Source organism: Moritella sp. 24 (genome assembly GCF_018219155.1).
Taxonomy (GTDB): Bacteria; Pseudomonadota; Gammaproteobacteria; order Enterobacterales; family Moritellaceae; genus Moritella.
This window is the reverse complement of record NZ_CP056123.1, coordinates 1155561-1175933: the sequence shown is the minus strand read 5'-3', so window position 1 is coordinate 1175933 and position 20373 is coordinate 1155561. Positions and strand designations below refer to the sequence as shown.

The window sequence follows — 20373 nt, the reverse complement described above, 5'->3', positions numbered from 1 at the left end:
GAGAGTATCGCATGAGATTAATTCCTTTACTTACCCCTGCTCAAGTTGGCCGCTGGAGCGCAACTTACATCGTTAACAAGATTAATGCATTCAAACCAACAGCAGACAAACCGTTTGTACTAGGTCTACCAACAGGCGGAACTCCTCTAACAACCTATAAAGAACTAATCAAATTACACCAAGCTGGTGAAGTTAGTTTTGAACATGTTGTTACTTTCAATATGGATGAATATGTAGGTATAGATAAAGATCACCCAGAAAGCTACCGTACATTTATGTACAGCAACTTTTTCAATCATGTAAACATTCAAGATAAGAACGTTAACTTATTGAATGGTAATGCAGACGACCTTGAAGCTGAATGTCAGCGTTATGAAGATAAAATTAAGAGCTACGGCCAAATTAACCTATTTATGGGTGGCGTAGGTGTTGATGGTCATATCGCATTTAACGAACCAGCATCGTCACTAGCATCACGTACACGTATTAAAACGCTAACTGAAGACACACGTATTGCTAATTCACGTTTCTTTGATAACGATATTAGCCAAGTGCCAAAACTAGCACTAACTGTAGGCGTTGGTACACTATTAGACTCACAAGAGATTCTAGTATTAATCACGGGTCACAACAAAGCGCTTGCTCTTGAAGCCGCTGTTGAAGGTAGCGTAAACCACCTGTGGACTATCTCTGCATTACAATTACACGCTAAATCAATCATTGCTTGTGACGAACCAGCAACAATGGAATTAAAAGTAAAAACTGTACGCTACTTTAAAGAGCTAGAAGCACAGAATATTCAAAGTTTTATTACGGAGTAAGCCCATGTATGCACTCACTAATTGTACTATCTACACAAACGACAGTGTGTTGACTGAGCACTGTGTAATTGTCGATGGTGAATACATTCATGATCTTGTTACGCTTGCGGATTGCCCTGCTGATATTGAAAAAATTGATCTTGCAGGCGCGAACCTCACTGCCGGTTTTATTGATTTACAACTGAATGGTTGTGGTGGCGTATTATTTAATACTGATATCAGTGTTAACACGCTTGAAATCATGCAACAGACCAATGAACGCTTTGGTTGCACGAGCTACTTACCAACATTAATCACAGCGACAGATACAGAGATGAAGTCTGCGATTGATACAATGACGGCGTATTTAGACAAGCACAGCAATCAAGCGCTTGGTTTACATTTAGAAGGTCCTTATCTGTCTACAGCGAAAAAAGGCATTCACAGTATTGACCTAATTCGCCGCAGCGAACAAACGATGATCGACCATATCTGTGCAAACAGTGCAGTTATTAGTAAAGTAACCTTAGCACCGGAAAATACGGCAGCGGCACATATCGAACAGCTTACCGCTGCAGACGTTCTAGTATCAGTTGGCCATACCAATGCAACATATACAGAATGTATGCAAGGATTTGAAGCGGGTGCACGCTTTGCTACGCATTTGTTTAACGCGATGAGTTCAATCACAGGCCGCGATCCAGGTGTTGTTGGTGCTATTTACGATCATAAAGACGTTTATGCCGGTATTATTGTTGATGGTCACCATGTTGATTACGCCAATGTGCGTATGAGTCATAAACTAATGGGCGAAAAATTAGTCTTAGTAACGGATGCTGTTGCGCCAGCAGGTGCTGACATCAAATCTTTTGACTTTGTTGGCACAGAAGTATTCTATCGTGATGGTAAATGTGTGGGTGCCGATGGTACACTAGGTGGTTCAGCATTAACTATGATCGAAGCGGTTGAAAATACAGTGAAACATGTTGGCTTGCCGCTAGCAGAAACACTGCGTATGGCAAATCTATATCCTGCAAAAGCAATTGGTATAGATGATAAACTTGGTAGCATTGCAAAAGGCAAAGTTGCTAATTTAACAGCCTTTAATGCCGACTTCGCAGTGATCAAAACGATCGTAAACGGACAAGTGAAAAGCTTCTAATTATGAAACATAGCCCAGTCGCCAATATTGAATTTATTAAACAAGTAAATACAGCTTCTGTTTATCGTCTTATCGATGAACAGAAGCAAATTTCACGTGTCGCTTTAGCAAAACTGAGTGAGCTAGCGCCTGCCAGTATTACTAAAATGACGCGTCAATTAATGGCGGCAGGGTTAATTAAAGAAGTTGCACAGCAAGCATCTACTGGTGGACGACCTGCCATATCACTAACGTGCGAGATAACACCGTTTGTCTTTGTTAGTTGTAAACTTGGTCGTAACAATTTAACGATCGCCTTGCATGATATTGCAGGGACGATGCTGACATCTTACCGAGTGCCGCTAAATGCCGCACCAAACAACGATGTTATCGCCTTCTTATTAGTCGAACTCGCTAAATTCATTAGCACGAATATAAATGCTGATACACAACGTTTAATTGCCATTGCGGTGACATCACCCGGCTTAATCGATCGTGAATCAGGCACCATTGTATATCTACCAAAACACAATTTAAAAGATATCCAACTGGGTAAAATGTTAACCCAAGATTTTAACGTACCTGCCTATATTGGTAACCACACACAATCATTGTCATTAGCAGAACTGTATTTTGGTGCTGCGCAAGATTGCCAAGACAGTGTGTTGCTGTCCGTTCATGACGGCGTCGGCTCGGGTATTATTAATAACGGTAAGATCTTTACTAACTACAACAACCAAGTTGGTGAAATCGGACACATCCGTATTGACCCATTAGGTTTACCTTGTCATTGTGGTAGCCATGGTTGTTTAGAAACAATCGCGTCTAATGAAGCAATTCTAAAACAAATAACGTTACTGATTCAGCAAGGCCACGACACTTGCTTAACACTTGAAAATCTAACGATTGAAAATATCTGTGATGCAGCCAATAACGGTGATGAACTAACCGTGCAAGTATTACAACGTGTGAGTAAATTAATCGGTCAAGCAATTGCAATTATTGTTAACTTATTTAACCCACAAAAACTGTTAATCAAGGGCGAGATTGTTGCAGCAAAAGAACTTATCTTCCCAATCATTGAGCAAAGTGTTCAGCAGCATGCATTGCGTAGCTTCCTGCCAAACCTCGTGATTAGCGAAGCAAAATTCCAGAACGAACCATCTATGGCTGGTGTGGCTTTGGTTCGTAAATCGCTACTCGAAGGCAGTTTACTTAATTATATTATCCATGAGCATGATAATAAATAGTACACATTAAGCTTTAACCCCCACCTCCAAGCGTATGAATATGGTTTGGAGGTCATAGACTGCAGCGTTATCATTTCAACTTTTATTTGCTATAATCCTTTCTCAGCGTTGCTTAATCTACCTATGTATTAAATAAGTAAATCGTCATTTATTACACACGGTATAACCCTTTTATTGACTGTTAATGAGTATTGATATGCATTTCGATGACAATATCCGCATGGTTTTCTCAACCGAAAGCGGCCGTATTAAAGAAGAAAAACAAGTTGAAACGGCACCGGAAGGTGATGGTATTGTGCGAATTCGCCGCGAAACCAAAGGTCGTAAAGGTAAAGGTGCAACAACCATTAGCGGTATAGCACTACCAGAAAAAGAATTAAAAGCACTCGCTAAAGAATTAAAGAAAAAAAGTGGTGTTGGCGGCAGTGTGAAAGACTTCATCATCGAGATCCAAGGTGATCAACGTGATATGGCAAAAGAGTTTTTAGAGAAAAAAGGCTATACAGTGAAACTTGCTGGCGGCTAACCTCCCTGTTGCTATAAGATTTATCATCAACATAATATAAAGTCGTTAATCAATGTACTACAGGTTAATCAGGTAGCACATTGATAACGCCTATATTTACAAGCCAATTGCTTATTCTAGTGTTCTAATGAGTGCGGATATAAATTGGGATAACCGTTATTCTCTATTTTCCCATCAAAATAATGTCCACGCCCCTGCGTAGTACCCGGCCAGTCAGGGTCAGCGGGTTCCAACTGACTATTGCTACAACCTGCCAAAAAACCTAACATAACGATGATCATCATAAATTTTTTCATTATTTATTCCTCATGTTATTACGAATACCTCTAACGGTAAATCAGTTATAAATTAACGATAGTGCCTAGCGCAATGACCGTCATGCCAATACCAAACAGCAAGCTATTTTTAAACTCTTGTCATTTGTATAAAATCAAGGCAACATAACCTTATCGACAGTAATCAAGTGATTAGCTGTACGATTAAATTCTCAGGGCGGGGTGTAATTCCCCACCGGCGGTAATAATCAGGTGGTCGATTTATTCGTCACCTATTTCAGCCCGCGAGCGCCTCAGTTGCATACTTTAATAAAGTAATCACTGAGGGTCAGCAGATCTGGTGAACGCTATGCCATATAGCCTAGTCCAGAGCCGACGGTAATGCATATACGAATAATGGTATATCTAAGTCCGGATGAGAGAGAATATAAGATGCGTTAACGTCTACCTCGCTAGACGGTTAATCACGCACCTCTATTTCTGCACGCCCTGATTCTGGAACCCAATATTTTATATAGCTGTATATTAAGGATTTAAACCATGAATCAGTCTTTACTTTCTCCTTTTGGCGACGCGATCACACGTGTTGAAACTGCACTTACTGCACTACGTTTAGGCAAAGGGGTATTAGTTGTTGATGATGAAGATCGCGAAAATGAAGGTGATATGGTCTACGCGGCCGAATCGCTTACGAATGAACAAATGGCATTACTGATCCGAGAAGGCAGTGGTATTGTTTGTGTTTGCCTACCTGACGAACGTGTTAAACATTTAGAACTTGCACCTATGGTTGAGAATAACTCAAGCCAATACGGTACAGCCTTTACGGTGAGTATTGAAGCGGCTGTTGGGGTGACAACGGGTGTATCTGCTGCCGATCGCGTAACAACAATCAAAGCCGCAATTGCTGACAACGCAATGCCAAGCGATCTCGCACGTCCCGGTCATGTTTACCCATTACGCGCACAACCCGGTGGTGTATTAACACGACGTGGTCATACAGAAGGGACTATCGACTTAATGAAACTAGCAGGACTTAAACCCGCTGGCGTATTATGTGAAGTAACGAACCCAGACGGCACAATGGCACGTTTACCAGAGATCATTACCTTTGGTGAGAAACATGACTTACCAGTATTAACCATTGAAGATATTGTGACTTACCGTAACTCACTGTTAGAACAAGTAAGTTAATCATTAGATCAAGTAAACTAAGCACTCATTCATAAACTGATGAATGCGTAAAGGCACTGCTGTTATCACGGACAGTGCCTTTTTAATGCTAATTAACCTCGGCTGCTGTTACGCTATTCGCCTTCATTTTCACTTCGCCAGACTCGCTTTTATGCATTGCTACTTTGATGAAGAACACCATAAACAACAAATCATTTAAACCATAAATGGTATAGAAGATACCTGCGAATAAATCTGTTTCGTACAAGGTAAATAAGTTATTTGTTGCTAACCAATACACCCATGCACACACGTATACCAGCTTTTCTATCGCAAACGCTGACACAAGCACACGAATATTACCTTTAATCATCGCCGCGCCAAAATATGCAAGTCCCCACACCATAATCATGACTAACCCAAAGTTAGACATCACGATAGGATCAGCATCATTAATCGCGGTATTGCTAAAGAGTTTCGAGAACGTCAGTACTCCACCAATATTCACCAACGCCGCTAATATAAGTCCATACTTAACTACTTTGCTATTCATTACTGTTTCCTTATTAAATATCTATATGAATATCTCGGTTTATGACAACAATATAAAACATAAAATCCGAATTTATTTATAATCATGGTTAGAATTTAATAAAGATCACAGTGATAATATTATTAATGTTCAGTTCATATTTGGTTCATCTAACATGCTTTAAGATGTCGAATAACAAACCGCAACACGATCTAGGCTAAGTAATAAATTGAACGGCAGGCTTTTATTCCACCTTACACCTTACACTTTACGCTGACTGTGCAAAAAATCAGTTATTGCACTCGCCTCAAGTGGCTTACTAAAATAATAACCTTGCCCATATTCACAGTGTATATTTTCCAAAAAAGATAATTGAGGCAAAGTTTCAATACCTTCAGCAACGACAGCAAGATTCATGCTGTGAGACATCGTCATAATCGTTTCAATTAGAATATTGTCCCGAGTATTACCAATCTCATTAATAAATGAACGGTCAATCTTAATTTTATCCAAGCGAATCCGAGATAAATAACTCAAACTTGAATAGCCCGTACCAAAATCATCTAAAGCAATTTTAATACCGACGTCTCTAAACTGGATTATTTTTTCTAACGCCTCTTCACCGCCCCCCAGTAACACTGACTCTGTAATTTCCAGCGTTAATAATTCAGGTGCAATGTCATGTGCTGTTAACGCACTGGTTATTATTTCAATCAACCTATTATCTTGTAGCTGTATGGGAGATAAATTAACCGCGACTTCTTTTATCTCAACACTGTCGGTCTTACGCCACTGTGCCAACTGACGAATTGCCTCACACACAACCCAACGGCCAATATGAATAATCAGCCCCGTTTTTTCGGCCAATTCGATAAATTGCAGAGGTTGCACTAACCCTCGAAGTGGATGCTGCCAACGTACTAATGCCTCAGCTAGCTCATACTTACCCGTATTTAAATTAATAATCGGTTGGTAATGTAAACGTAATTCATCACGAGAAATTGCGTGGCGTAATTCAGCCTCTAATTCGAATAATTCATGACCTGCCGTTTCCATTTCTGGCTTGAAATAATTAATTTGACGCGCCTTGTTATCACCCACTTTAGCAACAGCCAAGTCAGCAAAATGCATCAATTTACTCGCTTCTTTTATGCTCACTTCATGGCTGAGTACAACACCACAGCGTACCTGACAAGCATGAGAAATAACGTCCAACTGAATCGGTGCAGAAAGAGACTTTAAAATCTCATTAATACGATTATCTAATCGCTCGCGTTGCTGATAAGGCATAATATAAACAAATTCATCACCGCACCAACGCCCCGTCTCTTCATCGTATTGGCATAACAATCTGAGTCGATTCGCAAGTTCAATTAATAACATGTCACCAATATCATGGCCAAAATGATCGTTTAACGTGCCAAAATTATCAATATCAAATAATACCAGCGCAAACTGATCATGTGGATACGCTAATTTACTCTCGATGCTGTTTAACAATGCATGTCGATTAGGCAGTTGAGTCATTTGATCACAGTAGACTAAGTTGTTTAGCTCTTGTCGCTGTTTCTTTTGTTCTGCAATCACCAAATTAAAATGGTCGGATAGAAGGGATAGTTCACTATTATATTGAGACTTATTATCTAACGCCTTATGTTTACTTTCAGAATCAGTATGTGCGACATGCTCTGCAATCAAACTATTTGCAGTATCTAGCAATTGATAAATCGGTGTAATAATTTTAATCCGTAATCCCCAGAACAAAATTAAACTTAATGTCGCGAGGCTAAATAGCAGCATGAATATATTTTTCTGTAACTCTGCGTAGGCATTGGCGTAAGCACTTTCTAATGGTAATGCAATAATAACGAAAACATCACTACTGCTATTTGCGAGAAGCATCGGCTTATAGGCAATAAGACGGCGTATGTTGTCTTCAGATGTGACTTCATAAACCCCCTCTTGCTGCGGTGATAAACCCGCAATAATCACATCTAAATATTCTTTCGCCGTCGCAGCATTATTCTGAGACGCGACTACTTGATCATTATTATCAATAATAAAAGCAGCACCATCTTTGGGAAAAAAGCTATCCGTTAACTGCTTTCCCCACCATTGTAGCGATACAACTGCGACTGCCGCTGCAATAATATGGTTACCTTTATCGTAAATAGGGACCGAAAAATTCATTGAGGCCAGCTGGCTTGCTCTATCAAATTGAAATGTACTAATCGAAAACACGCCATTTTCAATGGTATTGCGAAAGTAGGGGCGGTCATATACATTGACTGGTTGCTGTAATGGCAATGCATTACAAAGCAGATCACCATTTGCTAATGGCACACCGATATTAATAAAGAGTGGATTCATGCGTTGAACACGCGAAAGAAAGAGAGAACATTCAGGATCAGCGGGGTCAAGAACAACGCTTTCCTGTGCTAAATTGAGCAATATTTTTTGCGTATACTCTATTTTATTTTGTTGTTGTGAAACGACTTTTTCTGCAAATCGAAAAGCTTCATTTCGAATATTTTGTTTATCTGTTACAAATTCATTCCAGATATTATAAGACATCAGTAATAACACTGGAATCAATGCCATCATTAAAATAATAAGAAATCTAGATACCATAGGCCGAATTATTGGCAAACCTGTCCCCTTGAATACAAAGTACTAAAGCCTTAAAAGTACTAAAGCCTTAATAGCTAAAATCATTAACTATTAATCATTTAGGGTTATAGTCTACCGATAGAAATTACATATGTGAATGCTAATTGAACATTTAATAACCACTCGTTCACATAAGTAGGGTGAATAAGACGAATTAGAACACCTTACTGCGCTTAACTTTAATGACACTATCTTGTTTATCACCGCTATTATAACTACCGTAATAGCTAACAATGGCGTTAATAAACAGTAAACATGGCATAATCAACATAAAAGCTGCAAATATTGCGTAATAATACAAAGTCATCATATTTCCCTTTATCTGTACTTTATCTGTACTTTATCTGTACTTTATCGATTCTAACACTGTGTTAAATCCATTAATTGACATATATCATACCAACTATCAACTACCTTAATAGTGGTAGTTATTGCATCTATATTTTCTCATTATAATATGTTATGAGACAAATTAAGACGATCTGTCACATACGTTGTTAAAATAACAATAGCTCAAACGTATTCCTTTTTGAGTAATTATTAGTGTTATTCATCCCATTTTGTGGGTATGATCGAGTGCAAAGTGATTAAATTGAGAGATACGAGCTTGGATGTGCGTAATTTAGACCACGAAAGACTATGTAAAAATTTTGCCGATCAGTTTTCGTATCAAAACAGTAACGAAAATATAAGTTTTTCTAGGATAGATACAAAAAAGCGCTCAATTCTAACGCTATCGACTCAATATGGTTGGCATTTACAATACTGGGATTCGGGTCTATATCGTCGCTTAGACGAACGTCTTAACCACGGTATTCATCTGTGGGATATGTTTAGCGATGAACACTGCCATATAGCTCGCAGCATTCAACATAATACGAATAAAGTCGATATTTGCACACAACATGGTCACCACTTTGAGCTGTTTTCATTTACAAGTAATAAGTATTTATCTCCTGCGCTGATCATGGAACTCGGACAGCTAAAGCCGAAGGTAAGTAAAGTTGCGAATAAGATTTGGTTGAACGAAAAAAATATAACCTTACCATTTTACGAAAATAAGAATATTAATATCAATAAATTACCAACACTTGAAATCGAAGGCTGCAACAAGATACGATTTGGCGACGTTATTTTAACGTCTAAGGAAATGGCGACAATCCATTGCTTACTTGAGCTTAAAAGCATTAAAGAAATCGCTCGATTTCATCATTGTAGCGAAGCGAATGAACGTAAACGGATTAACGTCATTAAAGAGAAATTTAGCTGTGAAAACTTACCGCTTTCTTTCTTATTTAACGCACTCAAAACACAGGGAGTTACACTGGCATGCCTGGACGCCTACATCATGTCTCACTAACATGCGCTTCGCTAACAGCCAGCCTTGCATTTTATCGCCAGTTTGGTTTTGCTATTGAACAGCAATATCAAGACGAGGCTTGCTCGATTGTATTACTCCACAACCAGAATACACGTATTGAACTGTTCGTTTTTTCTGACGATGTCACCCCACAAGATCATGAAACATTAATCTACCTTAAAGCCATTGGTATTCGTCATTTAGCCATTGAAGTCAGTAATCTAACAACAATGCATGACCTATTATCGCCAACCACAACCGTCACCTCTATTAAACAAGCGCGATTAGGTTCGTTTAATTATTTTTTCTGTTATGACCCCGACGGCAATCAAATTGAAGTACTTGAAACGAACAAACGTTAAGGGAATAAAATGATCAGACTCACATGGAAACAAAAGATAGGGGCTGTCACCGGGAATGCCTTAGAGTTTTATGATATTGCAGTTTTTGCTTCAATATCAGGTTTCATCTCCGTCTTATTTACCCACCAAGGTATTGAGCACGCAGAATATGTTGTGTGGGGTATATTCGCATTACGCTTTTTAGTTCGCCCACTCGGAGGCTTGGTTATTGGTCACTATGCTAAAAACCATGGTGTACGAGCAGCGTTAATATTAACTAATTTCATGATTGGCCTTGCAACATTAAGCATGGCCTTTATGCCTGTCGAAGCACTTGGCCAATATATTGTCGTGGTGTTTTTATTACTACAAATCGTGCAAGCATTCAGTTTTGGCGGTGAATATCCAACACTTATCTCTTATTTACACCAAGGGACTGACAAAGTAGATAAATCAAAAACCAGTAGCCTGATTGTTGCGAGCTCAATCGTTGGCGTAGTCGTCTCACTCGTTGTGGTTTACGCCCTTAAAGAAATACTAACCGTCGAAGAAATGAATGATTATGGCTGGCGATTGCCGCTATTAGTAGGTGTATTAAATACCCTCATGAGTCTGTACTTCCGTTTATCACTGCCATCGTTGCCCTCGATTAAAACAGTTAAGATGCCAATGAAACGTTCGACGTTAACCTTACGTATTTTCATGGTCACTATCATCGGTGCTGTCATTTTCTATACCCAAAATTTCGCCAGTAAAATGATAGGTGCAGAGCTCACGATTGAAAACCTGCCGTTAATTAATTCATTGTTATTACTATTTACACTCGCGTTAACAGGGTGGTTAACAGATAAATATAGCTCTGCCACCCAAGCATTCCGGTTAGCCAGCATTGCATTAGTTTTCTGTTCTATTCCCCTATTCCTGATGCTATCAAGTGGTAACCCAATTTACATGGCGCTATCGATTATCTTCTTTACCCTTATTTCAGGCTTTTTATTAGGTAACTTAGCGGCTGTACTATGGCAGGAATCAGAAGGGGATATTATTTCTCTTGGTTTTGGTTATAACATTGCGTTGTCATTATTTGGAGGAGCAACACCGCTCATCGTGGGGTTACTCATTCCAGAAGGGTTTACGTTTGTAGGTCTGTACGTGGCATTAGCAGCGGTTCCCGCATTAGTGATACTTTCACGCCCAAATACCCGTATAAACACTAAAATACGTTACGCACGATAATCCAGATATAAAAGTGCCACGATAAATATCATGGCACTTTTATTACTTCACAAATAAAGCTTACTTCCCTTCCCTGCAACTCGCCTTAAGCAACATAGATGAATTACATGGTGCGTCGTATTAACGTAACGCTCGACATATTCAGCAAACGCCAACAACTCAGCAAGCCAATTAGCCCTACAAAGCTCGCACCTGCACCAATGCCTAACAACCAATATTGGAAATGGAACGCCCCCGGCATATCAAAGATCCGACTTTGTAAAATATACACACCAAGCTCCATCGCGATGCTTGCCATTAATCCAGCAAGGGCACCCAAAGCCACAAATTCGAATAACACACTATTACGAAGTAAGCGTCCACTCGCGCCAAGCGTACGTAATATCGCTAATTCACGCTCACGTTCTTCCATGCTGGCTTGTACTTGCGCGACTAATACCAAACTACCAGCAAGTACCACCAGCACTAGAATGAACTCAATAGCGATAGATACTTGGCCAATGACACTTCTAAGCTGAGTAATAATCGCATCAACATCGATGAGCGTGATGGTGGGATACTGCGTTAGAAAGTCCTGCAATGCTTCCGTGGCATCATCTGGTACGTACAAAGACGAAATATAAGTCGCAGGAAAATCAGCTAATACATGCTGGTTGAAGATCATGTAAAAGTTAGGCTGTAGCGTCTGCCAGTTTACCTTACGCACACTGCTCACAATAACCTCGACTTCCTCACTGCCTAGCTGGAATGTTAAGTTGTCACCCACAGTAACGTCTAACTTCTCTGCCAATGTTGACTCAATCGATACCAAGGCCCTAGTATCATCTGGTTGCCACCAATCGCCAGCAAGCAGACTATTTTCATATGGCAATGCATCGCGCCACGTCATGTTTAACTCACGCCCTACACCACGTCGGCCATTATCCGCGGACTTGGTTTCTTCCTTACTTACACGTTTGGTCACTTGGTCATTATTAATTTTGGTTAAACGACCGCGCACCACAGGAAACAATCCGCTTGATTCAATATTGAGCGTATCAACAAAGTGATTTACCTGCTCAACTTGACTTGCCGTCACGTTCACTAAAAAACGGTTCGCACTGTTATCCGGTAACTGTTGCTGCCAATCATCAATCAGTCCATTTTTCATCACCACGATAATAAGCAGCAGTTGGATCGCAATAGTAAAGCTAATCAATTGCACCGCATTTTCATTGGCGCGACGCTTTAAGTTCGCTAAGGCAAGATGCCAAGACTTACCCGCTTTACTGCCCGCCGATCGCCCCGCTAACATAAATAAGCGACCAATAACTAACAACACCATTGCCACCAGCACACCACCGATAAGTAGTGAGGCACTAAGCACTGCGTCTTGGCTGAACAAATACAATAGTGTAAAAATCGCAATCAAGGCAGGTAATGGGCTGACTAAACGTGATAACAAGCTTGCATCTTTACCATTATCACGACCACGCAACAGCGTCATTGGCGAAGTATGTACTAACTCTTTTAATGGGGTAATTGCAAAGGCAAAAGCACAAATGATCCCAGTGACAACAGCGACAATGAAAGGATAAGCCATATTGCCAGTGTTCGATGTATCAAGATAATCACGCATGGCATACAAACCAAGGTTCAATATCAGGTAACCCACAATCAGCCCCAAACTAATGCTTAATACACTGAGCAATGACCAGTGTAAGCAATACAGTTTAGCGACATAACGCTTTGATGCACCCATGGCTTTAAATACAGCCACAACAGGTTGATGACGTTGACTATAACGACGACTGGCCACCGCAACAGCAACAGACGCTAACACGATCCCCAACATACTCGCCAACGACAGGTACTTGTCTGCTTTGGTTAGCGCTCTAGCAAGCGGTGAGTTTTGTGATTTAATGTCATACCAACGTTGGTTATCACTTATTTGCGGTTTAAACCATTGCTCAAATGCGGCAATATTGTCGCTATCTCCTGCGAACAGGTATTTATAACTTAATCGACTACCCGGCTGGATTAACTCTGTTTTCTGCGCATCGAGAGTATTAATAAACACGACAGGCCCAGAGCTAAACACACTAAACGAAGCATCAGGGATTTGCGTAATAACGCCTGTCACTTTAAAGCGCATAACACCCACTTCAATACTGCTGCCCACTTTAATGCCGAGCTGTCTGAGTCCCTTTGCTTCTAACCAGGCTTCACCGGATTTTGGTGAGTTAGCCGCAACAGCTTGTGACACATCAAGTGTCGGACTCACCAATAATTCACCACGTAGTGGATATTCAGGCGATACCGCAGATAGTGCCGCTAACGCCATCTGTTCATCGGTAAAGACCATGGATGACATTTGTATTTGTTGCGCTTGTACTAACTTAAAACTGCTTGCTTTGGCTAACACGGCAGGATCAATCACGCTGCCGGTATCCAGCACCCTATCCGCGGCAATAAAGGTACTGCTCTCCGCGGTTAGTGCTTGTTTCACTCGACTCGAAAACCCTGATAACGCAAATACTGCCGACACAGCTAAGACAATCGCCAGCAAGATAATGGTCAGCTCACCGCGCTTTAATTCATGCTTTAACAGGCGCAGTGAATGCTTATGCCAATAACTCATACAGCCTCACTTAGCTGACCGCTTTCCATGATCACCTGACGCTGACAACGTGCAGCTAACTTCGGATCATGTGTCACTAAAATCAGTGTCGTACCCACTTGTTGATTTATTTCAAACAATAAGTCAGCAATGTGTAAGCCCGTTTTGGTATCTAAGTTGCCTGTTGGCTCATCGGCAAATAAAATATCCGGTTTCGAAATAAACGCACGGGCAATAGCTACACGTTGCTGTTCACCACCAGAAAGCTGTGACGGATAATGCTCCGCCCTATCGGTTAAATCAACTTTAGCTAATAACTCACGGGCTAATTCTTCAGCGTTATCCATACCCGCTAGCTCTGCAGGTAACATGATATTTTCCAACGCGGTTAAACTATTGATAAGTAAGAATTGCTGGAAAATAAAACCGACATGTTTCGCACGCACAGCACTACGCTGTTCTTCATTAAATTGGTGCAATGGCTGATTTTTAAGAAAAACTTCACCACTCGACGGTAAATCTAATCCCGCGATAATAGACAATAGGGTAGACTTACCTGAACCAGACGCGCCAACAATCGCTAATGAATCACCTGTGTTAACGGCTAAATCCATCGGATGTAAAATATCGAGGGTCTTAGCATCTGTTTTAACTGATTTAGTTAAGGCACTTACTTTTAATATTATATCGGAATCTAGTTTCATGTTTAAAAATGCCTTTAAAGTATTGTTATTGATGGTTATCTTGTTTCCTGCAGCGCATGCGACAGCGAACCATAAAATTTTGTTATTGGGTGATAGTCTAAGTGCCAGTTATGGTATGACACAAAAAGAAGGCTGGGTAACCCTGCTTAACCAACAGTTATCAAAGCAAAATGCGCCGTATAACATCATTAATGCCAGCATCAGTGGTGAAACAACCGCAGGTGGACTTTCTCGCTTACCAGGTATTCTAGCTAAGCAATCCATTGATGCACTAATCATTGAGCTGGGTGGTAATGACGGTTTACGTGGTTTCCCACCTAAATTAATCAAAAGTAATCTAACGCAAATGGTTGATTTAGCACACGCAAAGAATATTCCTGTCTACGTGATGAATATTCGTATTCCACCTAATTATGGTCCACGCTACAGCAAAATGTTCACCGATGTATTTACCCAAGTCGGCAACGAAAAAGACATTCAAGTATTGCCATTTTTCATGGAACAGATCGCGATAGATCCAAGCCTAATGCAAAATGACGGCATCCACCCTAACCGTATCGCACAACCTAAGATTGCCGATATCATGTCGAAGCAATTAGCCACTATTTATGCGCATCAGAACTAAAAGATAACGTTAACGCGAAGCATTGATATGCCATGCGTTAACGTATTGATAAATGTGTAACTGATTAAGATAAACCAGTTTAATGAAAACTGTCAGGATGGGTTTCACAAATGCAGGTAAAGTATTGTCAGGATAATTGTTTTAATCCGTTGTCGTGATTAAAACAATCCCATTTGCTGATCGGTTATCAAATCAAAACTCAGCCCAATAAAAGGTAAGATACCATCGGCAATGGGTTTTAACTGTTTTTCAATATAGTGCTCAAAATCCAATACCGAATGTTGATGCTCCACCGCTTCAGGTCCACTGAGTGTCAATACATAACTGATCCATGCTTTGTGTTGATAACGTAGTGGTTGACCTAACTGGCGATTCTTCTCATCCGCAGCGCGCGCTGCTTTGACATGTGGCGGTACATTCTTCACATAAGCAGACAACTCTTGGCGTAAACGCTTACGATAAACTAACTTGTCGTTAAACTCACCCGCTAAGGTTTTCTCGACAATCTCAAGCACGTAATCTTTCACTTCCAAATCATGGAATACCCGATGGTATAGCTCCATCTGGAACATTTTGGCTAAATCAGTCCAATCAGTACGTACCGTTTCTAATCCTTTGAAAATCAGCTTTTCACCGTCTTTGGTATTCACCAAACCGGCATAGCGTTTTTTACTGCCTTTATCTAATCCGCGAATCGTCGGCATTAAGAATTTGTGATAATGCACTTCATATTCAATATCTAAGAAGCAATCAATGTCGTAATCTTCACGCAAGTGTCGTTGCCACTGCTGATTGATATATTCCGACAACTCAGCGCCCATACGATCCGCTTGTTCGCCACGATCTCCCTCTGTGAACTTTGAGCGATCAAGCAACACAAATGTGGAGTCGGTATCACCGTAAATAACCTTGTAACCTTTGGCTTCGATCCAGCCTGCGGTCGTCTGCATGATCTCTTGACCACGCATAGTGATCGACGACGCTAAACGGGTATCATAAAAACGGCAACCGCCCGATCCTAACACCCCATAAAACGAGTTCATTAAGATCTTAATTGCTTGAGAACGCGCGGCATCCTTATCTATTTTAGCTTGATCACGCTGCGCCCATAACCCTGAGATCACTTCAGGTAAATAATGCTTTTCACGATCAAACAAACCGCCACGGAAACCCGGTATTGCTTCAGTGGGATTTTGCACACCTTCTAACAGTCCTACGGGATCAATTTTAAAGGTGCGGATGATCGACGGATATAGGCTTTTAAAATCTAGCACGATCACATGATCATACAAGCCCGGAAATGAGTCCATTACATAGCCACCGGGACTCGCCGTTACTCCACTCTCACGTAGGTTGGGAGCTATATAACCCGCACGATGTAACTTAGGTAAATACACATTGGTAAATGCCAGTACCGAACCACCGTTACGATCTAATTCTAATCCTGTTAGTTGTGAACGTAATAACAAGAAATCCAGCAAACGGGTCTTAACAAAAATATCCCATACTAATACGCAATCTTGCAGATTGTACTTCGCTAGTTTTGGCTTGTTGAAGTGAAAATCATGATTAATTTGATCCATACGGTTATCAACATCATCAGTATCTTTACCTACACCTAGAATTTCTTGCGCTACGTTTTCTAAACTGAAACTGGGGAAGCTATAGGTTGCCGTTTTTAGACTATCAATGCCATCAACAACCACACGGCCATGTAAAGTAAGAAAACCGGGCTGTTGCGGTGTGCGACCATCACGCCAATGTAGGTTTTGACCACCACGACCCAACGCTAATTTTATATTATGGAATGTGGCACGCACAGCCAATAAACGAAAATCAAAGTTAATGACATTCCAACCAATAAAGATATCGGGGTCGTAACTGATCACAAATGCTTGTAGCGCCAATAACAGGCTTTTTTCGTCTGCTACCCAATGAATCAAGGGAGCATGTTTAACGTCTTGTTCTGTGTCAGCTTCTGGTGCTTCACCAATCATGTATACCCGTTTAAAGGGTTGACCATCAGGGCAGTATGCGGGACTTAATGAATACAAACCGATAGAGTAAAGCTCACCGTGTTCTGAACATTCGATATCTAATGAAATTTGTTTAATTTTGTCGACTAAGTTATCTGGCAGCTCAGCAGGTTTAAGCTGCGCCTGTTGAAACTCAACATAGCCTTTTCGTTGTACAGGTGTGCCCGTGAACTCCACTGCCCCTTTCACAAAACGCTCCATTAAGTAGCGCTCTGGCGGGCGAATATCTGCTTCTAATACCGTCACGAGTTTGCGTCTTAATAACTCTTGCGCGCGGTGATAGTCATGGGAAGTACGAAAATAAAACGCACTCATCAGTTCTAAATCAAAGCTACGCAGTTTCAGATCTTTAAACGTAAAGCGCGGATTTAGTTCACTTAAGCAAGCTAATGCAGTCGTCAATTGATCTTGAGGAATAAACATGACAAGCGGCTGGGTTGTTGGGATCAGTTTAACCGCACCCATTTCAGATGCTAACCAGTAACTTAATTCGTTGTTACCATTACGGTCACGACTATGGCGCGATAATAAAAAACCCAGATATGTAGCAGACAAAATTAACCAAAAAAAGTAGTGTAAGACTGGTTAAGTGTACAGCATTTTTAGAAATGTGAAAATGCCATGCTGAAAATGACAAACACTTATCAAATCGATAAGCAGCAGTATCCTCAAATGCGTTATATACTATTGCATTGATGTAAAAGCGTAATCAGATCTCGTAATTTGTTAGTTATATGTTATAAAGCTCTCAATAATCATCAACGACTTTAAATTCAGAAGAGAACACGACTGTGATAACGACCCTTAAACCATTTATATTGCTGCTAATCAGTGGATTTTTACTCATGCTAGGTTATGGCCTGAGTAATATTTTATTGCCTGTTCGTATGCAAAATGACGGTATCAGCGTCGATAACATTGGTATTATCTTATCTATGCTATCAGTTGGTTTCTTACTGGGTGCGATCTATAGTCGAACGCTGTTACAACGGGTTGGTCATATTCGCATATTTGCCATGTGCGGCAGCTTAACCTCGGTGGCTATTTTACTTTCAGGACTCTATCCTGAACCATTGGTATTAGCATTAATGCGGATGTTAACTGGTTTTTGTATGGCCTGTGCCAATGCGACGCTCGATAGCTGGCTTAGTCACAGCGCCACTGAAGAAAGTCGAGGACGCATACTATCGATTAACCAAATGGTGATCATGTCTGCACTTTTTTCAGGCCAATTTTTATTAAATATCGCGCCGATAACCGACGTCACCTTGTTCGTTATCTCAGGTATTTTATTCAGTCTTTCTATCACCCCAATGGTGATCAGCAAGCATCAAGGTCCACAGATTGAAGACAGCCAATCCATGTCCTTAATGACCATTTTAAAACTGTCGCCACTGGGAGTGATCTGCTGTTTCTATGGTGGTTTTCTTTATGCGGGCTTGCTCAACATGCTGCCAATTTTTGCCAATGATAACGGCATCCACGGCTTCAGTCTCTCCATCTTTATGGGCGCATCCATTTTTGGCGCTATCATCTTTCAATACCCGATAGCTTATTTATCCGACCGCTTTGACCGTCGTAAAACAATGATATTTATGGTCCTCATCATTGCGGCATTATCTTTATTAGTACCCCACTTGATCAGTACATCACAGTTTAATCTTTCGCTATTAACCATTGCGATCATCATGGGGTTAACAGCTTGCCTCTACCCAATGAGCATGTCAGAAACCTTTGATAAAGTGTTAAGAGAACAGATCTTAGCGGCAATGGGAGCCCTACTACTGATTTATGCACTGGGGAGTATTCTCGGACCCAATCTCGCGTCTATCGCCATGAACTTATTTGGCAGTGCAGCCTTATTTTCCTTTATGAGCCTAACAGCGATTAGCTTGCTGGGATTTATTCTCGGGAATATGATTAAACAGACCGCATTACCACGGGATGAACAAGAAAATTTCATCATGCAAACCCCATCAGGCGTAGTATCAGAGCTGGATCCTCGTACTCAGTATGCGCACCCTTCTTTTGAACAAACGTCAGAAGTCGAAGTGGCGATTAGCTTAGCGGCGAACAATCCTGCCGCTGCGGTAAACATGGCAAAAACCCTCGCTATGCGCGATCCTAATGATGCCTCAAATTTAGCCGCGGCATTGAGTACAATTGAGGAAATTGATATCAGTCGTCTGTATCGCGCTATCACAGCAGCCGCTCCAGAGATGAGTATTCATATTGCCGAAGCGTTAACAAATGCCTCACCAGAACAGGCCGAAGAATTAGTCGACTGGATCACCACCGAACGTCCTGATCAGTTTACAAATATTATTGTTGCTATCGCCAACTCGATGCCAGACAACGGTATTGATATGATGGAAATCGCGGCTGAAAACATGGTTGACGATCACCAAGACGAATTACTCGAAATGACCGACCAGTACATGATCAGTCTTTCTGATTCATTAGATGATATGCGTCCTGTCGATCGTACCGCAGCGGCTTCTGAACAAACTGCAACAGAGCTATATAATCGTTTAACCGATGTCTCTCCGACCCAGTCAGCCGACTTCGCCTTGGCAGTATCTGAAGCGTTACCAGAGTCATCAAATGTGGTCGCAGAAGCCTACGTCAGCAACCTAATTGAAAGTGAAGAAGCAACACCGGGTGATGCCACTGCCAACATTGAAAGCGCGGTGAATGAATATGTGAGTCAATTAGCTGAAAGTATTCCTGAATATGCAGTAGATATTGCTAGTACCATGATTGATTCTGTGCCTGATATTGCTTCGGACATGGTTGAAATATTGCAAGATTCAGACGTATTTGATGACAGTGACTTAAGTACCTCAATTAAAGATAAACCAGAACATGATGAGCTAGAAGAACAACTGCAATACGCGGTACAAACGCAATCAGATGAGATTGATAAGAATTGATTTAATAGCGCCGGTATTACTGAGTATCGGCGCTGTCAGACCAATGCTTTAAACCTCAGATAATCATTTTATTTCACCGTTTCTAGACTCGAATTATAGTCCATAACCGACTTAGCAGTCACAACGCCAAGTGCAACACAGCCAGACATCTGTGAAGCAAGTAATAAAATAA

Annotated in this window: 17 protein-coding genes and 1 riboswitch; of the genes, 10 read left to right on the top strand and 7 right to left on the bottom strand. The window is 40.9% G+C overall.

Translation table 11 applies throughout. The annotated features are described in order from the left end of the window. Positions 1-11 precede the first annotated feature (11 nt). From nagB to yciH, 4 genes are all read left to right on the top strand, one after another. Positions 12-821, top strand: coding sequence for a glucosamine-6-phosphate deaminase (gene nagB, locus HWV00_RS05430; RefSeq protein WP_211685118.1), 810 nt, complete (start codon positions 12-14; stop codon positions 819-821). Between the two features lie 4 nt (positions 822-825). Further along, entirely contained in the window at positions 826-1962 is a 1137-nt protein-coding gene (gene nagA, locus HWV00_RS05425; protein WP_211685117.1) for an N-acetylglucosamine-6-phosphate deacetylase, read from the top strand. 2 nt (positions 1963-1964) lie between these two features. Beyond that, positions 1965-3191, top strand: coding sequence for an ROK family protein (locus HWV00_RS05420; RefSeq protein ID WP_211685116.1), 1227 nt, complete (start codon positions 1965-1967; stop codon positions 3189-3191). Between the two features lie 184 nt (positions 3192-3375). After that, positions 3376-3717 (top strand): stress response translation initiation inhibitor YciH, encoded by a 342-nt coding sequence (yciH, locus tag HWV00_RS05415; protein WP_255554928.1) that lies wholly within the window; start codon positions 3376-3378, stop codon positions 3715-3717. Between the two features lie 116 nt (positions 3718-3833). Here the strand turns inward: yciH and HWV00_RS05410 are convergent, their stop codons facing one another. Beyond that, on the bottom strand, positions 3834-4013 hold the full coding sequence (locus HWV00_RS05410) for a hypothetical protein (RefSeq protein ID WP_211685115.1): 180 nt from the start codon (positions 4011-4013) through the stop codon (positions 3834-3836). Between the two features lie 183 nt (positions 4014-4196). Further along, positions 4197-4423, top strand: a riboswitch (FMN riboswitch). Positions 4424-4532: 109 nt separating this feature from the next. Here HWV00_RS05410 and ribB point away from each other — a divergent pair. Continuing rightward, positions 4533-5186: a 3,4-dihydroxy-2-butanone-4-phosphate synthase gene (gene ribB / locus HWV00_RS05405; RefSeq protein ID WP_211685114.1), complete on the top strand. Its 654-nt coding sequence runs from the start codon at positions 4533-4535 to the stop codon at positions 5184-5186. Between the two features lie 88 nt (positions 5187-5274). Here ribB and HWV00_RS05400 read toward each other — a convergent pair whose 3' ends face one another. The 3 genes from HWV00_RS05400 to HWV00_RS05390 form a co-directional block, all read right to left on the bottom strand. Further along, on the bottom strand, positions 5275-5718 hold the full coding sequence (locus HWV00_RS05400; protein WP_211685113.1) for a hypothetical protein: 444 nt from the start codon (positions 5716-5718) through the stop codon (positions 5275-5277). Positions 5719-5958: 240 nt separating this feature from the next. Further along, entirely contained in the window at positions 5959-8346 is a 2388-nt protein-coding gene (locus HWV00_RS05395) for an EAL domain-containing protein (protein WP_255554926.1), read from the bottom strand. A 175-nt stretch (positions 8347-8521) separates the two neighbouring features. Next, on the bottom strand, positions 8522-8677 hold the full coding sequence (locus HWV00_RS05390) for a hypothetical protein (RefSeq protein WP_211685112.1): 156 nt from the start codon (positions 8675-8677) through the stop codon (positions 8522-8524). A 273-nt stretch (positions 8678-8950) separates the two neighbouring features. Between HWV00_RS05390 and HWV00_RS05385 the strand changes: the two genes are divergently transcribed. Genes HWV00_RS05385 through HWV00_RS05375 form a run of 3 tightly spaced genes read left to right on the top strand, consistent with a single transcriptional unit; the run spans position 8951 to position 11304 of the window. Then, positions 8951-9727 (top strand): hypothetical protein, encoded by a 777-nt coding sequence (locus HWV00_RS05385; protein ID WP_211685111.1) that lies wholly within the window; start codon positions 8951-8953, stop codon positions 9725-9727. After that, positions 9697-10089: a VOC family protein gene (locus HWV00_RS05380; protein ID WP_211685110.1), complete on the top strand. Its 393-nt coding sequence runs from the start codon at positions 9697-9699 to the stop codon at positions 10087-10089. The genes HWV00_RS05385 and HWV00_RS05380 overlap by 31 nt, the downstream gene beginning before the upstream one ends. A gap of 9 nt (positions 10090-10098) precedes the next feature. Next, entirely contained in the window at positions 10099-11304 is a 1206-nt protein-coding gene (locus HWV00_RS05375; protein ID WP_211685109.1) for an MFS transporter, read from the top strand. 103 nt (positions 11305-11407) lie between these two features. Here HWV00_RS05375 and HWV00_RS05370 read toward each other — a convergent pair whose 3' ends face one another. Together HWV00_RS05370 and HWV00_RS05365 are read right to left on the bottom strand one after the other, a co-directional pair. Next, a complete protein-coding gene (locus tag HWV00_RS05370; RefSeq protein ID WP_211685108.1) occupies positions 11408-13924 on the bottom strand; it encodes an ABC transporter permease in 2517 nt (838 codons plus the stop codon). After that, a complete protein-coding gene (locus HWV00_RS05365; protein WP_211685107.1) occupies positions 13921-14607 on the bottom strand; it encodes an ABC transporter ATP-binding protein in 687 nt (228 codons plus the stop codon). The genes HWV00_RS05370 and HWV00_RS05365 overlap by 4 nt, the downstream gene beginning before the upstream one ends. Between HWV00_RS05365 and HWV00_RS05360 the strand changes: the two genes are divergently transcribed. Then, positions 14606-15232, top strand: a complete 627-nt coding sequence (locus HWV00_RS05360) for an arylesterase (protein WP_211685106.1) — start codon at positions 14606-14608, stop codon at positions 15230-15232. The two genes, HWV00_RS05365 and HWV00_RS05360, sit on opposite strands and share 2 nt — an antisense overlap. Before the next feature lie 158 nt (positions 15233-15390). On the opposite strand, the gene HWV00_RS05355 is transcribed toward HWV00_RS05360, so the two are convergent. Next, positions 15391-17823 (bottom strand): DNA polymerase II, encoded by a 2433-nt coding sequence (locus HWV00_RS05355; protein ID WP_211685105.1) that lies wholly within the window; start codon positions 17821-17823, stop codon positions 15391-15393. 236 nt (positions 17824-18059) lie between these two features. Between HWV00_RS05355 and HWV00_RS05350 the strand changes: the two genes are divergently transcribed. After that, entirely contained in the window at positions 18060-20201 is a 2142-nt protein-coding gene (locus HWV00_RS05350; protein WP_211685104.1) for an MFS transporter, read from the top strand. The last annotated feature ends 172 nt before the right edge of the window (positions 20202-20373 follow it).

What these genes read in the sequence shown, in the direction of transcription:
- nagB (WP_211685118.1), top strand. Translation starts at nt 12, where the DNA reads ATGAGATTAATTCCTTTACTTACCCCTGCTCAAGTTGGCCGCTGGAGC.
- nagA (WP_211685117.1), top strand. Translation starts at nt 826, where the DNA reads ATGTATGCACTCACTAATTGTACTATCTACACAAACGACAGTGTGTTG.
- HWV00_RS05420 (WP_211685116.1), top strand. Translation starts at nt 1,965, where the DNA reads ATGAAACATAGCCCAGTCGCCAATATTGAATTTATTAAACAAGTAAAT.
- yciH (WP_255554928.1), top strand. Translation starts at nt 3,376, where the DNA reads ATGAGTATTGATATGCATTTCGATGACAATATCCGCATGGTTTTCTCA.
- HWV00_RS05410 (WP_211685115.1), bottom strand. Translation starts at nt 4,013, where the DNA reads ATGAAAAAATTTATGATGATCATCGTTATGTTAGGTTTTTTGGCAGGT.
- ribB (WP_211685114.1), top strand. Translation starts at nt 4,533, where the DNA reads ATGAATCAGTCTTTACTTTCTCCTTTTGGCGACGCGATCACACGTGTT.
- HWV00_RS05400 (WP_211685113.1), bottom strand. Translation starts at nt 5,718, where the DNA reads ATGAATAGCAAAGTAGTTAAGTATGGACTTATATTAGCGGCGTTGGTG.
- HWV00_RS05390 (WP_211685112.1), bottom strand. Translation starts at nt 8,677, where the DNA reads ATGATGACTTTGTATTATTACGCAATATTTGCAGCTTTTATGTTGATT.
- HWV00_RS05380 (WP_211685110.1), top strand. Translation starts at nt 9,697, where the DNA reads ATGCCTGGACGCCTACATCATGTCTCACTAACATGCGCTTCGCTAACA.
- HWV00_RS05375 (WP_211685109.1), top strand. Translation starts at nt 10,099, where the DNA reads ATGATCAGACTCACATGGAAACAAAAGATAGGGGCTGTCACCGGGAAT.
- HWV00_RS05370 (WP_211685108.1), bottom strand. Translation starts at nt 13,924, where the DNA reads ATGAGTTATTGGCATAAGCATTCACTGCGCCTGTTAAAGCATGAATTA.
- HWV00_RS05360 (WP_211685106.1), top strand. Translation starts at nt 14,606, where the DNA reads ATGTTTAAAAATGCCTTTAAAGTATTGTTATTGATGGTTATCTTGTTT.
- HWV00_RS05365 (WP_211685107.1), bottom strand. Translation starts at nt 14,607, where the DNA reads ATGAAACTAGATTCCGATATAATATTAAAAGTAAGTGCCTTAACTAAA.